At 64.8% G+C, this 14425-nt stretch carries 15 protein-coding genes; 5 read left to right on the plus strand and 10 right to left on the minus strand.

What is annotated here, in order from left to right:
* Window positions 1–167: 167 nt before the first annotated feature.
* On the plus strand, window positions 168–374 hold the full coding sequence (locus KTQ37_RS04770; protein WP_218629324.1) for a cold-shock protein: 207 nt from the start codon (window positions 168–170) through the stop codon (window positions 372–374).
* Window positions 375–417: 43 nt separating this feature from the next.
* On the opposite strand, the gene KTQ37_RS04775 is transcribed toward KTQ37_RS04770, so the two are convergent.
* From KTQ37_RS04775 to proS, 6 genes are all read right to left on the minus strand, one after another.
* Complete coding sequence (locus KTQ37_RS04775) at window positions 418–741, minus strand: arsenate reductase family protein (RefSeq protein ID WP_218629325.1); 324 nt, start codon at window positions 739–741, stop codon at window positions 418–420.
* Window positions 742–744: 3 nt separating this feature from the next.
* Window positions 745–1422, minus strand: a complete 678-nt coding sequence (locus KTQ37_RS04780; RefSeq protein ID WP_218629326.1) for an ABC transporter ATP-binding protein — start codon at window positions 1420–1422, stop codon at window positions 745–747.
* Complete coding sequence (locus KTQ37_RS04785) at window positions 1415–2707, minus strand: lipoprotein-releasing ABC transporter permease subunit (protein ID WP_218629327.1); 1293 nt, start codon at window positions 2705–2707, stop codon at window positions 1415–1417. Before KTQ37_RS04785 ends, KTQ37_RS04780 begins: the two co-directional genes overlap by 8 nt.
* 80 nt (window positions 2708–2787) lie before the next feature.
* Complete coding sequence (locus tag KTQ37_RS04790; RefSeq protein WP_218629328.1) at window positions 2788–3921, minus strand: cytochrome-c peroxidase; 1134 nt, start codon at window positions 3919–3921, stop codon at window positions 2788–2790.
* Between the two features lie 95 nt (window positions 3922–4016).
* Window positions 4017–4505: a DUF2937 family protein gene (locus tag KTQ37_RS04795; RefSeq protein WP_236021071.1), complete on the minus strand. Its 489-nt coding sequence runs from the start codon at window positions 4503–4505 to the stop codon at window positions 4017–4019.
* Window positions 4505–5842 carry a proline--tRNA ligase gene (proS, locus tag KTQ37_RS04800; RefSeq protein ID WP_218629329.1) on the minus strand — a complete coding sequence of 446 codons (1338 nt, stop codon included), beginning with the start codon at window positions 5840–5842 and terminating at the stop codon, window positions 4505–4507. The genes KTQ37_RS04795 and proS overlap by 1 nt, the downstream gene beginning before the upstream one ends.
* Window positions 5843–6109: 267 nt before the next feature.
* Here proS and KTQ37_RS04805 point away from each other — a divergent pair, with 267 nt between their 5' ends.
* The 4 genes from KTQ37_RS04805 (at window position 6110) to KTQ37_RS04820 (ending at window position 11732) form a co-directional block, all read left to right on the plus strand.
* Window positions 6110–7216, plus strand: a complete 1107-nt coding sequence (locus tag KTQ37_RS04805; RefSeq protein WP_218629330.1) for an AI-2E family transporter — start codon at window positions 6110–6112, stop codon at window positions 7214–7216.
* A gap of 7 nt (window positions 7217–7223) precedes the next feature.
* On the plus strand, window positions 7224–7898 hold the full coding sequence (locus KTQ37_RS04810) for a P-loop NTPase family protein (protein WP_218629331.1): 675 nt from the start codon (window positions 7224–7226) through the stop codon (window positions 7896–7898).
* Window positions 7899–7951: 53 nt separating this feature from the next.
* On the plus strand, window positions 7952–10117 hold the full coding sequence (locus KTQ37_RS04815) for an RNA degradosome polyphosphate kinase (RefSeq protein WP_218629332.1): 2166 nt from the start codon (window positions 7952–7954) through the stop codon (window positions 10115–10117).
* 61 nt (window positions 10118–10178) lie between these two features.
* Window positions 10179–11732 (plus strand): Ppx/GppA family phosphatase, encoded by a 1554-nt coding sequence (locus tag KTQ37_RS04820; RefSeq protein ID WP_218629333.1) that lies wholly within the window; start codon window positions 10179–10181, stop codon window positions 11730–11732.
* Here the strand turns inward: KTQ37_RS04820 and KTQ37_RS04825 are convergent.
* Genes KTQ37_RS04825 through KTQ37_RS04840 form a run of 4 tightly spaced genes read right to left on the minus strand, consistent with a single transcriptional unit; the run spans window position 11729 to window position 14359 of the window.
* On the minus strand, window positions 11729–12124 hold the full coding sequence (locus KTQ37_RS04825) for an AAA+ family ATPase (protein WP_218629334.1): 396 nt from the start codon (window positions 12122–12124) through the stop codon (window positions 11729–11731). The genes KTQ37_RS04820 and KTQ37_RS04825 overlap by 4 nt on opposite strands.
* A gap of 17 nt (window positions 12125–12141) precedes the next feature.
* The gene (locus KTQ37_RS04830) at window positions 12142–13155 is read right to left on the minus strand and encodes an endonuclease/exonuclease/phosphatase family protein (RefSeq protein ID WP_218629335.1); all 1014 of its coding nucleotides are present in this window, start codon (window positions 13153–13155) and stop codon (window positions 12142–12144) included.
* Window positions 13155–13853 carry a tellurite resistance TerB family protein gene (locus tag KTQ37_RS04835; RefSeq protein ID WP_218629336.1) on the minus strand — a complete coding sequence of 233 codons (699 nt, stop codon included), beginning with the start codon at window positions 13851–13853 and terminating at the stop codon, window positions 13155–13157. The genes KTQ37_RS04830 and KTQ37_RS04835 overlap by 1 nt, the downstream gene beginning before the upstream one ends.
* A gap of 17 nt (window positions 13854–13870) precedes the next feature.
* The gene (locus KTQ37_RS04840; RefSeq protein ID WP_218629337.1) at window positions 13871–14359 is read right to left on the minus strand and encodes a GNAT family N-acetyltransferase; all 489 of its coding nucleotides are present in this window, start codon (window positions 14357–14359) and stop codon (window positions 13871–13873) included.
* Between the last annotated feature and the right edge of the window lie 66 nt (window positions 14360–14425).

Consider the following 14425-nt stretch of genomic DNA (forward strand, 5'->3'; position numbering starts at 1 on the left):
GGTGTCACATTTATTTTCGTTGATTTTCTCTTGGCTTGTGGCAGGCTGGCCTCGCGTGACTGCAGACTTTCTACCGCTCCCTTCGCGGGGCAGCCGGAAGACTTGAAAGACCTGGCTGCACGGCCCGGAAGCAATTCTGCCCGGGAAAACCTGAAGGAGTGAACGGAATGGCCACTGGCACCGTGAAATGGTTCAACACCACCAAAGGCTACGGCTTCATCGCGCCCGACGAGGGTGGCAAGGACGTCTTCGTCCATATCTCGGCGGTTGAGCGCGCCGGCCTCAAGGGTCTGCAGGACAATCAGAAAGTCAGCTACGAGCTGCAGTCGGGCCGTGACGGCCGCGCCTCGGCGAGCGACCTGAAACTGCTCTGAAATTTCCGCGGCCCGACCCTGTCGGGCCGCTCTCATTTCGGGGCTAGAGCCCCTGAGCCGCCTGCGCGGCCTTATCCCATCCAAGTGTCAGCTGCGCGCCCCGGATCACAGGGCGTTTCATCAGCGTCGGATGAGCTGCGAGAAGATCAGGCACGGGCGCCGCGCGCTCGACCTCGGTCAGACCGCGCCAGGTCGTTGAGGCGCGATTGACGATTCTCTCACCGAACTGCGCCACAAACTCGGCGATCTCGTCGCCGCTCAGGGGTTCGGCGCGGACATCGCGCAGGGTGACCTGATGGCCCGCGGCTTCCAGCGCCTTTTTCGCCTTGCGGCAGGTGTCGCAGGTGGGAATGCCGTAAAGGATCATCGCTTACTCCGTCAGTTGCCCGCCATCGAGGCGCACGATCCGGTCCATCTTGGCGGCGAGGTCGAGGTTATGCGTTGCGATCAGCGCCGAAAGCCCGGTTTCGCGCACCAGCTCCATCAGCACATCGAACACCGTGTCCGAGGTCGCCGGGTCGAGGTTTCCGGTCGGCTCATCGGCCAGCAACAGCTTGGGCTGGTTGGCCAGCGCGCGGCAGAAGGCGACGCGCTGCTGCTCTCCGCCCGACAGGGCCGAGGGGCGGTGATCGACGCGCTCGGCAAGCCCCACGCGCCCCAAAAGCGCGCGCGCACGTTCCTCGGCGGCCTTGCCCCCTGCCCCGTTCGCCAGTTGCGGCAGGACGATGTTTTCCAGTGCCGTGAACTCGGGCAGCAGGTGGTGGAACTGATAGACAAAGCCCAGATCGGCGCGGCGCGCCTCGGTCCGGCGGCGGTCGGAGGCTCCGCTCAGATCCTGCCCGCCGATTACCACGCGCCCGCTGTCGGGCGTGTCCAGCAGCCCCGCGATATGCAGCAGCGTCGATTTGCCTGCCCCCGAGGGCGCCACCAGAGCCACGACCTGCCCACGCGGGATCGTCAGGTTCACCCCGCGCAGCACGGCAATCTCGCCCGGCTTGCCGCGATTGTAGCTTTTTTCCAGCCGCTCCAGTGTCAGCACATCACTCATAGCGCAGTGCCTCCACCGGGTTCAGGCGCGCGGCGCGGCGCGCGGGGAAGATCGTGACGACAAAGCTCAGCCCGAGCGACAGGCCGACCGCCTTGGCGATATCGACCGCGCGCAGCTTGGCGGGCAATTCGTAGATCCCACGCACCGAAGGGTCCCACGCGCCGCCGCCGTTCAGCCAGTTGATGAAGTTCATTACATGCTCAATGTTGAGCGAGAAGACGACGCCGAGCACAAGGCCCAGAAGCGTCCCCAGCACCCCGGTAAATGCCCCGCACAGAAAGAAGACGCGCAGAACCGAGCCTTCGGTCAGACCCATGGTGCGCAGGATGCCGATATCGCGGCCCTTGTTCTTGACCAGCATGATCAGCCCCGAGGTGATGTTCATCGTCGCGATCAGCACGAGGACCGAGAGGATGACGAACATCACGTTATCCTCCATGTCGAGCGCGCGCAGGAAGCTGCCCGAAGCGTCGCGCCAGCTCCAGAGCATGGTGCCAGCGCCGCCCGCCGCGATCAGCTGTGGCGTCCAGTCATCGACGCGCTCGGGTTCGGTCACGTCCACCTCGATCTCGTCTGCGCCGCCCTCGCGATTGAAATAGCTCTGCGCCTCGGCGAAGGGCATGTAGATACGCGTGCGGTCGATATCCCAACGGCCGGCGGTGAAGATATAGACGACCTCATAGGCGCTCACCCGCGGGCTGGTGCCAAAGGCGGTCTTGGCGCCATTGGGCGAGATCAGTTTGACCTTGTCGCCCACGCTCACGCCCAACTCGCGCGCAAGGCCCGAGCCCATGGCGATCCCCTCGCCGAAGCGGTCGATATCACCAAGCGCCTCGTCGGACTGCGCCACACGCGGGATCGTCATCAGATCCCCGGCGGCGATGCCATAAACCTCGGCCACGTTCGAGCGGTCGGCCAGCGTCACCATCACCTGCCCGCGCACCAGCGGCGCGGCCCGGGTCACGCCCGGCACCTCGCGGATACGCGCGGCGCGGTCCTCGTAGTCGCGCATCAGCCGCGAATAGATGCCCGAGTTCTCGACAACCTCGGTCGGCGCGGAATAGACCGTCACATGGGCATTCGCGCCCAGGATCGTATCGACGAACTCGCCGCGAAAGCCCGCCCGCACGGCCAGCGTGATGATCAGCGCGGCCACACCAAGCATGATCCCGATCAGACTGATCCAGGTCATCACCGACACGCCCCCCTCGGCGCGGCGCGCGCGCAGGTAGCGCCAGGCAATCATGAATTCGAACGGAGAGAAGGGCGCGGTGCTGCTGGCCATGTTCCTATCCCAAAAGCTCGCGCAAGCTGACCCGCGCGGGCCTAAAGGTCAAGCCCGCGCGGGTTCACGGATCTGTTGGGTTACCGATCCAGAAGCGGCTCGTAGCGTGCGTCAGTCAGGGTGCGCAAAAAGGCCACGATGGCGTCGATACGCTTGTCGTCCAGCGCCGGGCCGGTCTCCAGGTCAGTCAGCGAAAGGTTCTGGGAAACCTCGGGCGCGGCGAAGGGAGCGCCGGTCTCGGGGTTGATCTGCTGTTCGGGCAGATCCGAGTTGTACTTGTTGTAGAACAACACGACCGTGCGCAGATCGGTGAAGACGCCGTTATGCATATAGGGACCGGTGACGGCGACATTGCGCAGGCTCGGCACCTTGAACTTGCCAGCCTGAGCCGGATCGTCGATGGCGGGATTGTCGAGCAGCCCGCGATCCACATGATCGCCCGCCACCCCGTTCACCGCGCGCACCGCCACATTCGCGGGCACACCGATATTGTGATACTCGTAGTTCGAGAAGGTTTCCCTTTCCTCGAACGGCCCCGGACGCAGTTGGTGGCAGATATTGCAGTTGGTGAACTGCTTCGAGAAGAACAAGAGCCGCCCAAGCTCCTCCTCATCCGTCAGCCGCTCCTCGCCTCGCAGAAAACGGTCGTATCTGGAATCGAAGGGTTGGAAGGTTTTGCTTTGCTCAAAGGCGGCGATGGCCTCGGCCATGGCGTCAAAGGCCTTGAGCGGGTCCGCGGTGGTTTCCGGCCCTTTCAGCGCAGCCAGCGTCGCCAGATAGCGCGGATTGGCCCAGAGGCGCGCGGCCACGGCGGCCTCATCCTTCATGCCCATCTCGACTGGGTTCAGCGGCGGACCCTTGGCCTGATCGGCCAGCGTCGCGGCGCGCCCGTCATGGAATTGGCCGCCCTTCCATTTGCCCTCGGGGGTCTTGTGAAACGCTGGCGAGAAGGCGGCATAGGCCGCAGTCGGCGCATTGCGATCGCCAAGGCTATGCCCGTCATCGCCAAGGCTCACGGCCCCCTCGCGCGGATCGACGAAGCCCGTTTCGGGGGAATGGCAGGTAGCACAGGATTGGGTGCGATTGGCCGACAGGTCAGTGTCGAAGAACAGCGCCTCGCCCCATGCCTCCAGCGAAGCGTAGGGCTCGGTCGCGCCGACCGCGCCACCCATGACACAGATCGCGGCAACAGCGCCTGACAGCAGCTTTTTCATGGCCCACCCCAGATCGAGTCCCCGGGGGCGTTTATCCGACGCGGCCCGCAGACCGGCATTGACCAAGGTCAATTATCCGAGTGTTTCGCTCAAGCCTATGCCGTGCGGCGCCGGAAGGGCCGCATGATCAGACCGGCAAGCGCAAGCACCAGCCCCCAGCCAAGGGCAAAGCCGATGCCCGCTGCGGTCATGCCGGTGGGCGTCAGCTGCACTGCAGGCCGAAAATCGGCCCAGGTCGCTTGCAGCACCTCGGGGTCGCGGAACCGCTGCGGCAGCGTCAGCCGCTCAAGCGGCGTTGCCGCGCGCAGCAGGACGTAATCGGCCTGCGCTTGTTCGGCCCGCTCGATCAGCTCGCGCATATTGCCGCCGTGAGTGTCGAGAAACTCTGTCCCCTGCAACTGCGTCAGCGCCACTTCGCGGGTCAGGTTGGCCTGTTCGGCACTCGCGTCGAATTCGGCCACGACGGCGGCCAGCGCCTCGGCCTGACCGCCAAGGCGCTGAAGGTATTGCTGAGAAAACTCGGGGAATTGCGAAAGCGTCGCCGCCCCCGCAAGCCCGCCCAGTATCGCCAGCGTGCCGCGCATCAGTGCGCTTCGTAGATCTTGACGATGCGCTCGACGGCGGCGGTGGCCGACATCTCCTCGCTCTCGCCGGTGCGGCGGCAGGTCAGCTCGACGACGTTATTGGCCAGCCCGCGCGGGCCGACGGTGATGCGCCACGGCAGGCCGATCAGGTCCATGGTGGCGAATTTGGCGCCGGCACGGTCCTCGCGATCGTCGTAAAGCGGATCAAGCCCACGGCCCTGAAGCGCCTTGTAGATCGCCTCGCAGGCGGCGTCGGTCGCGGTGTCGCCCTGCTTGAGGTTGACGATGCCGACGTGGAAGGGCGTCACGCCCTCGGGCCAGATGATGCCCTTGTCGTCGTGGTTGGCCTCGATCAGCGCGCCGAGCAGGCGCGAGACGCCAATCCCGTGCGAGCCCATCTCGACCGGCACGCGGTTGCCATCGGGGGTCACCACGGTGGCGCCCATGGATTCGGAATATTTGGTGCCGAAGTAGAAGATCTGGCCGACCTCGATCCCGCGGCCGACCATGCGGCGCTCTTCGGGGATCTGGTTGAAGACGGCCTCGTCATGGGTTTCGTCGGTGCGTGCGTAAAGCGTGGTGAACTCTTCGCAGATCGCGGCAACCTCATCACGGTTGTCGTAATCGACGGCACGCTCGCCCAGCTTCAGATCCGGCACCTTGGCGTCATAGAACACCTCGGATTCGCCGGTCTGCGCCAGCACGAGGAATTCATGGGTGTTGTCGCCGCCGATCGGGCCCGAGGCGGCGCGCATCGGGATCGCCGTCAGGCCCATGCGCTCATAGGTGCGCAGGTAGCTGACCATGTGGCGGTTGTAGGCGTGCAACGCGTCTTCCTTGGTCAGGTCGAAGTTGTAGCCGTCCTTCATCAGGAACTCCCGGCCGCGCATCACGCCGAAACGCGGGCGAACCTCGTCGCGGAACTTCCACTGGATGTGGTAAAGCGTCAGCGGCAGCTGCTTATAGCTGGACACGTAGCTGCGGAAGATGTCGGTGATCATCTCCTCGTTCGTGGGACCGTAGAGCATGTCGCGCTCGTGCCGGTCCTTAATGCGCAGCATTTCCTGACCGTAATCGTCATAGCGGCCCGACTCGCGCCACAGATCGGCGGGCTGGAGCGTCGGCATCAGAAGCGGAATATGGCCCGCACGCACCTGCTCTTCATGCACGATCTGCTCGATGCGCTTGAGCACCTTGTAGCCAAGCGGCAGCCACGAATAGATCCCCGCCGCCTGTTGCTTGATCATGCCTGCGCGCAGCATCAGGCGGTGCGAGACGATCTGCGCCTCGGCAGGGTTTTCTTTCAGGACGGGGAGGAAGTAGCGGGAAAGGCGCATTTGCTTGTCCGGGTTGGGTTTCGCGTTGCGAACTGGCCTAGAGGAAATGGGCCGCTGGGGCAAGATCAGCCTCCACGGCACCCCGGAAAAGAGCACGAACGCCGCCCTCCCGGCCACCGCGAGCGCAGGGGGCTGCGAAGAAAAATACGGGCCGAGGGGATGTAATGCGCGTCTTCATGCCTATTTCGCGCCCGACCGGCCGCCGCCACCGCTTGCAACCGCGCGGCAGTTGGGCAAACTGACCCGAACGATTGGAAAGACTGACCCATGGCCCTGCCCGCACGACAACAAGTGACCTACTGGGGGGCGACCGCTGCGGTATTTTCGCTCGCTCTCTGGGGGTTAGGCGATGTGATCCTGCCCTTCATTGTTGGCGGCGCGATTGCCTATTTTATGGACCCGCTGGCCGACCGGCTGGAGCGGCTGGGACTAAGCCGAGCGGCTTCCACCTCGACCATTGCGCTGGTCGCCACGCTGATCTTCGTGATCCTGGCGCTGGCGGTGGTGCCCGCGATGATCCGTCAGTTGACCCAGCTTGTCGGCATCGCCCCCGAGGTTGCCCGGCGCCTGCAATCCTTCCTCACGACCACCTTCCCCTCACTGATGGAGGAGGGCTCGGTCATCAACGAGACGCTCGCCTCGCTTGGCCAGGCGGTGAAGGCACGCGGCGGAGAGCTGGCAACTGGTGTGCTCAGCTCGGCGATGGGTGTGGTGAACTTCGTCGTCTTCATCGTCGTCGTGCCGGTCGTAGCCTTCTACATGCTGCTCGACTGGGACAATATGGTGGCCAAGATCGACAGCTGGCTGCCGCTCGATCACGCGCCGACCGTGCGCAAGCTGGCGCATGAGATCGACAAGGTGCTGTCGGGCTTCGTGCGCGGGCAAATCTCAGTCTGCCTGATCCTTGGCGCGTTCTACTCGATCTCGCTGATGCTCGCGGGGCTGAATTTCGGCCTGATCGCCGGGGCTATCGCGGGCGGGCTGACCTTCATCCCCTATGTGGGCGCTCTTGTTGGCGGTGTGCTGGCCATCGGGCTTGCGCTCTTTCAGTTTTGGGGCGACTGGATGTCGATCGGGATCGTGGCCGCGATCTTCGCCGCCGGTCAGTTCCTTGAAGGCAACCTGATCACGCCCAAGCTGGTGGGCAGCTCGGTCGGGCTGCATCCGCTGTGGCTGATCTTCGCGCTCTCGGCTTTTGGCACGCTGTTTGGCTTCGTCGGCATGCTGGTCGCGGTTCCGGTGGCCGCGATGATCGGCGTGGTGACCCGCTTCGTGCTGGAGCGATACCTCGAGGGGCGGCTTTACAAAGGCCTCGCATCGGGCCAAGAAGCGGCCCCCGTGACCGCCTTGGCACATGAACCCGCAGAGGACTGACCCGGACGTGAGCCGTCAACTGATCCTGGACCTGCCCCTGCGCCAGTCGCAGGGCCGAGAGGATTTCTTCGTCGCCCCCGCGAATGCGCTGGCGCTGGCGACGCTTGATGCGCCCGAAAGCTGGCCGCAGGGGCGGATGCTGCTGATCGGCCCCGAGGGCGCGGGCAAGTCGCACCTCGCGCAGATCTGGGCCGACACCCAAGGCGCGCCGGTGATTTCGGCCGAGGAACTGACTGACGAGGCCGCGCCCGATCTGGTGCGCGCGGGCGCCGTGGTCGTCGAGGATGCCGAGCGCGTGGCGGAAAGCGCCGCGACGCAGGCCGCGCTTTTCCACCTGCACAACCTGATGCTGGCCGAGCGCGGGCGCCTGCTGCTGACCGCCCGCAGCGCACCGCGCGACTGGGGGCTAAGCCTGCCCGACCTGCTCAGCCGCATGTTCGCCACCGCCAATGTCCGCATCGAACCACCCGATGACGCGCTCTTGTCTGCCGTGCTCGTCAAGCTCTTCGCCGACCGCCAGATCGCAGTACCAGCCGCGCTGATCCCCTGGCTGGTGACGCGCATGGACCGCTCTCTGGCCACGGCGCGGCAACTGGTCGCGGCGCTAGATGCCCGCGCGCTGGCCGAGAACCGCGCGATCACGCGGTCTTTGGCGGCCGAGGTGCTGGACACTCTGGGCTGAGCAGCGCAAAATACTGTCATCGCGCCATTACAAAAGCATCTCATAAGCGCATCATGACCAAGGCAGATTTTCTCAAAACCCCGTTCCCGACTCCTGTCGAGATGCCCGCCGAAGTGATCGCGGGCCCGCGTCGTTTCTTCAACCGAGAGCTTTCGTGGCTCGCGTTCAACTGGCGCGTCCTCGATGAGGCCACGAACCCGCGCGTCCCGCTTCTGGAGCGGCTGCGGTTCCTGTCGATCTCGGCGACCAACCTCGACGAGTTTTACACCGTCCGCGTTGCGGGCCTGCGCGAACTGGTGCGCGAGGGCAGCATTACCCCCTCGCATGACGGGCTGACCCCGGCCGAGCAGCTTGTGCTGATCAACGCAGACGCGCGCAAGCTGATGGACACGCAGCAGACCACCTGGAACAAGCTCAAGCGCGAGCTGGAAGGTGTGGGCATCCACCTTGTCACGCGCTCCAAGCTGACCAAGCGCGACCGTGACTTCCTGGCGGATCACTTCCTCAACAAGGTCTTCCCGGTGCTCTCGCCGCTCGCGATCGACCCGGCGCACCCTTTCCCGTTCATCCCCAACACCGGTTTCTGCCTGGCGCTGGAACTGGAGCGGCAGACCGATAAGCGCCGCCTTCAGGCCCTTCTGCCGATCCCGCAGCAGATCGACCGCTTTGTGCGCCTGCCCGGCGAGGCGCGCTTCCTACCGCTGGAAGAACTGCTGCTCTTGCATCTCAACATGCTCTTCCCCGGTTATGCCGACACCGGGCATTGCGCCTTCCGGGTGCTGCGCGATAGCGACCTTGAGGTCGAGGACGAAGCCGAAGACCTCGTGCGCGAATTCGAGACCGCCCTGAAACGCCGCCGCCGCGGGCAGGTCATCCGCATGAAGATCACCGCCGGCGCGCCCGAAAGCCTGCGCGCGTTGATCATGGACGAGTTGCACGTCGATCCCTCCGAGGTGGTCGAGGTGCGCGGGATGCTTGGCATCGCCGACCTCAAGGAACTGGTGCTGTCGTCGCGCTCCGATCTGCTCTGGCCCGCATTCACGCCGCGCGTGCCCGAGCGGGTGCAAGACCATGATGGCAATATGTTCTCGGCGATCCGCCAGAAAGACATGCTGCTGCATCACCCCTACGAGACCTTCGACATGGTGATCCGCTTCCTCAACCAGGCAGCCGCAGACCCGAACGTGCTGGCGATCAAGCAGACCCTCTATCGCACCTCGAAGGACAGCCCGATCGTGGACGCGCTCTGCGAGGCCGCCGAAAGCGGCAAGTCGGTGACGGCGCTGGTGGAGCTCAAGGCGCGTTTCGACGAGGCCGCCAACATCCGCCAGTCGCGGCGGCTGGAACGCGCGGGCGCCCATGTCGTCTACGGGTTCATCAACTACAAGACGCATGCCAAGATCTCGACCGTGGTCCGGCGCGAGGGCGATCAGCTGGTCACCTATACCCATTACGGCACCGGCAACTACCACCCGATTACCGCGCGGATCTACACGGACCTGAGCTTTTTCACCTGCGACGCCGCGCTTGGCCGCGACGCGACCAAGGTCTTCAACTACCTTTCGGGCTATGTGCAGCCCGAGGGGCTTGAGAACCTTGCGATTTCGCCGATCTCGCTCAAGCCCCGCCTTCTGGAACTGATCGCGCGCGAAAGCGAGCACGCCCGCAATGGCCGCCCGGCCGAGATCTGGGCCAAGATGAACAGCCTGATCGACGCGCAGGTGATCGACGCGCTTTATGCCGCGAGCCAAGCCGGGGTGAAGATCAGCCTGGTGATCCGCGGCATCTGCGGGCTGCGCCCCGGCATCAAGGGTCTGTCCGAGAATATCCGCGTGAAATCCATCGTCGGGCGTTTCCTCGAACATTCACGCATCGTGTGCTTTGGCAACGGCCACGGCCTGCCCTCGAAGAAGGCGCGGGTGTTCTTTTCCTCGGCCGACTGGATGGGGCGTAACCTCAACCGCCGGGTCGAAACGCTGGTCGAGGCGCTCAACGACACCGTCAAGGCACAGATCGTCAGCCAGATCATGGCCGCGAACATGGCCGACGAGGCGCAAAGCTGGGTGCTGCAACCCGACGGGCGCTTCCTGCGCGACCTGCCTCCGGGGAAAGACGATCTGTTCTCCTGCCACCGCTTCTTCATGGAGAACCCCTCGCTTTCGGGCCGTGGTTCGGCCGGGGCAAAAGACGTTCCGAAACTTGCCCATAGCATGGACTAGAGGGTAGGTTGACGCGGCGCCGGGACGACTCGGGGCCGCCCATTATCGACGGCAGGACAGTATGAACCCGAAGACCGAGGGGCACAGCCCGAAGCTTTCCGACGATTGGGATCCCTTTGGCAAACCCCTCTTCGATGATCCCTCTGCCCGGGCGCTCAGCCGCGTGGGCGTGGTGGATGTCGGCTCGAACTCGGTCCGGATGGTGGTTTTCGACGGCGCGGCGCGCAGCCCGGCCTATTTCTACAATGAAAAGGTCATGGCGGGTCTGGGCCAGGGGCTGGCCGAAACCGGTATGCTGAACCCCCAGGGCCGCGAGCGTGCCTTCGCCGCGCTGCAACGCTTTGCGCTGCTGGCCGATGGCATGGGCATCGGCCCCCTCACCTGCGTGGCCACCGCCGCCGTGCGCGAGGCGCAGGACGGCCCGGAATTCCAGCGCATGGTCGAGCGCGCCACCGGCCTCAAGCTGCATGTGATCGACGGCACCGAAGAGGCGCGCCTGTCCGCGCAGGGGGTGCTGCTTGGCTGGCCCGAGGCGCAGGGTCTGATCTGCGACATCGGCGGCAACTCGATGGAACTGGCCGAGATCCGCAACGGACGGGTCTGGCGCCGCGTCACATCGCCGCTTGGCCCGTTCCGGCTGCAGCAGGTTCCCGGCGGCAAGAAGGAACTCGCCGCCCATATCAAGGACGTGATCGCGGGTCTTGCGCGCGAAATGGGCACCGAACACGAACGCATCTACCTTGTCGGCGGCTCTTGGCGGGCGATTGCGCGGCTCGACATGGAGCGGCGCGGCTATCCGCTTCTGGTGCTGCATGAATACCGGATGGACCCGGAGGGCACGCTGAAGACCCTCGACTGGATCGAGAAGAACGATCTGAACGAGTTGCGTTCGCGCACCGGCACCTCATCCGCGCGCATGGAACTGGTGCCGCTGGCCGCGATGGTGCTGCGCGAGCTGATCGCCACCTTCGGCCCGAAAGAGATCGACATTTCCTCTTACGGGATCCGCGAGGGGCTGCTTTACGAACAGATGCCCGAGCGTCTGCGCCGCCGCGATCCGCTGATCGAGGCCTGCCGCCATGCCGAGCGCACGATGGCTCGCCTGCCCGGCTTCGGCAAACGCCTGCATGCCTTCATCCAGCCGATCTGGGGGCAGGTTCCGCCCGAGAAATACCGTCTTATGCGCGCGGCCTGCCTGCTGCATGACACCACCTGGCGCACCCATCCCGACTACCGCGCCGAAGCCTGTTTCGACAATGTCACCCGCGCGAATATGGCGGCCCTCAGCCACCCCGAGCGCGTCTTCGTCGGCCTTGCCCTGCTGCACCGCTACAAGAACTCGCGCACCGGATCGCGGTTTGAGCCGCTCTTCACCCTACTCACGCCCGAGCAGATCCAGGAGGCCGAAGTCCTTGGCAAGGCGATGCGGTTTGGCGCGATGTTCTCGATCCACGATCCGCAGGACGCGGGGGAGTTGAACTACAAGCCCAAGAAAAACCTGCTGGAATTGCGCCTGACCAAGCGCGGGGCGGGGCTTTACGGTGAGGTGGCCGCGGCACGCCTGACCGCGCTCGCAGCCGCGCTCAAGGCGGAGCCAAGCGTCCGCCTGCCCTAAAGCTCGATCTCTTCGCCCACCTCGGGGGCCGGATCGGCCTCGGGCTCCATCATCGGTGGCGGCAGCGGCGCGCCGGGCTTGCGACGGAAGATCACGTCACCATTCGGAAGCCGCTCGGGCGCTTCGTAATTCTTCGCGTCATCAACCAGCGCCATAAGCTGAGACAGCGCCGGTCCAAGCTTCTTGCTGGCCTCGTCAAAGCCCTGCTGCATCTCGTCCAGCGAGGGGCCGACCTCTTCCATGATCCCGCGGAAAATCAGCCTCGCGCCCTCTTCGAGAAGGCTGAGCCCCTCATCAAGATCGCCCGCCTCGGCACTCTCACCCCCCTCCTGCGCGGCGGCGGGAGAGGCGAGCATGGCGACAACAAGAAGCGGAGCAAGAAGCTGTTTCATGGCCCCAATATAAGGGCTCAAAGCGAAATTTCCATACTGACCGGAAAGTGGTCTGACGCCTGTAGCAAGGCCTCGCGCAACTCGGGCGTGCGATAACAGGTAGGGTCGTCGAACGGATGCCAGATACGCCATTTTGGCTGCGCCGCGCACAGGTCGGGCGAGACCATGATATAGTCCAGCATCGCTGAGAAATACTGCTTGTTTTCCGGATCGTAGAACCGCGCGGATGCAGGCGCCGCCATCGTCGCATGACCGCGATGCAGCCGCGCATGCGGGTCGTGCATCTGCCGCCGCGGCGGCCCGCTGTGGCCCAGCACGATCTCCAACCCCGAGCGCCCGAACAGCCGCTCATACTCGTCCAGACCCGGACCGTCGTTGAAATCGCCCAGCACGATCAGGCTGTCGCCGGCATCCAAGTGTTCATCCACGCGTTGGCGCAGCCAAATGCATTGCGCGAGTTGCTTGCGGCGGTTCTCGATCGCAACGCGGTTCTCGGCGTCGGGTGAGTTCGCCCCGCGCGGCGCCTTCGACTTGATATGCACGCCGATCAACCGCAGCAGGCGCCCCTCACGGGTCTCCAGCTCGACCTCCAGCGGTGGCTTCGAGAAGGTCACCGTGTCCAGCGTCGCGTCGATATCGAGATCAATGCGCAGGCTCTGGTCAAAGCGCGGGCTCTGCCCCTCGCCACCGCGCGGATCGTGCCGGGCGCGCAGCACGTCCGGGTCATACATCAGCGCGATTTCCTGTTGCGTATCATTAGCATAGCCGATCAACGCCCGACGCTGACGCAGCCCGAAATACTCGGCGAAGCTTTCCAGCATCGCTGCGGTCTTGCGGCGCGCGTTCTCATCGGGTGCCTCGACCACGAGGATCACATCGGGATCGACCGCCGTGAAAACGATGCCAAGCGCGCCAAGCTGCTGCGCCCGCGTCACCTGATAACGCGAAGACCACTCGTCATCGTCCAGTATCCGCCCCCGCCGGTCGAAAAGCTCGTTGAACCACTCGACATTATAGGTGGCAATCCGCATCAGCTTGCCTCCGCGCCCTGCCGCAATTCCTCCCAGGCGTAGTTGAGGGCGATGATCCGCGCCTCGGCCAGACGCACTGCCTCGGGGGGCAGGCCACGGGCGATGGCGCGATCAGGATGGGCCTCGCGCACCAGTTCGCGCCAGCGTGCGCGAACATCAGGCAAGGGCGTTCCTCTCGGCAGTTCAAGCACCGTCCAGGGGTCGGGCAAGGCATCGGGAACAAAGCTCGCCCGGATCGCTCGGAAACAGCAGTCCTCCAGGCCAAAGATCCGCGCGACCTCCTCCAGGAAAGCATCCTCGGCCTCGTGGTAATCGCCATCCGCCAACGCGATCACGAAAAGCCCTTCGAGCAGGTCTTTCAGAACCTCGCTCCCCTGGCCGAACATCGCCGCGATCTTGCGCGCATAAGCGTCGAACCCGGCCACATCGGTGCGCGCGAGGTTAAAGACCCGCGCGGCGTTCTCCTCTTCGCCCGGCGGTATCTGGAACACCCGGCGGAAGGCTGCAACCTCGTCGCGTGTCACCTGGCCGTCCGCCTTGGCCATCTTGGCCCCAAGCGCGATCACGGCGATGGTGAAGGCAACCGAGCGTTCTGGCGGCGCGCGCAGATGATCGAAGACAGCCGTCAGCCCCTCGCCCCGCGCCAACGCGGCAAGTGCCTGCCCGATACGGGACCAAAGGGAAACCGGCTTATCCATAGCCTAACCTTAGCGCGTCACAGGATCTTTTGCATCAGAACAAGGTCCAGCCAGCGGTCAAACTTCCGCCCCGCCTCGCGCACCCGGCCGATCTCGACATATCCGACCGCCGCATGAAAGGCGACACCGGCGGCGTTCTCGGCCGAGATTCCAGCCATCATGATATGCGCGCCACCGGCCCGCGCATGGGCCTCCACGGCGTTCATCAAGGCCCGTCCGGCACCGCGCCCACGCGCCTCGGGCGCCAGGACGATCGTGTGCTCCATCGCGTGCCGATAACCGTTCCCGCCGCGAAACTGACCATAGGTCGCAAAGCCCAGAACCAGCCCCGCCTCCTCGGCCAGCAGAAACTCCTGCCCGGCATCGCGGCGCAAAGCGATCATCGCGCCCAGACTGTCAGGCGTCTTCTCCTCGCTGGAAAAGGTCACTGCGGTGTCACGGATTACCGGGTTCCAGAACGCAAGGATCGCGTCGTAATCGGCGGGCATTGCAGGGCGAATGATCATCGGCGGCTCCTGATTTCCGCGCGACATTGCCCCTGCAAAATGAAAAGGGCAAGGTCTCCCCTGCCC

It is taken from the genome of Sedimentimonas flavescens (assembly GCF_019264375.1).
GTDB lineage: Bacteria > Pseudomonadota > Alphaproteobacteria > Rhodobacterales > Rhodobacteraceae > Rhodobacter > Rhodobacter flavescens.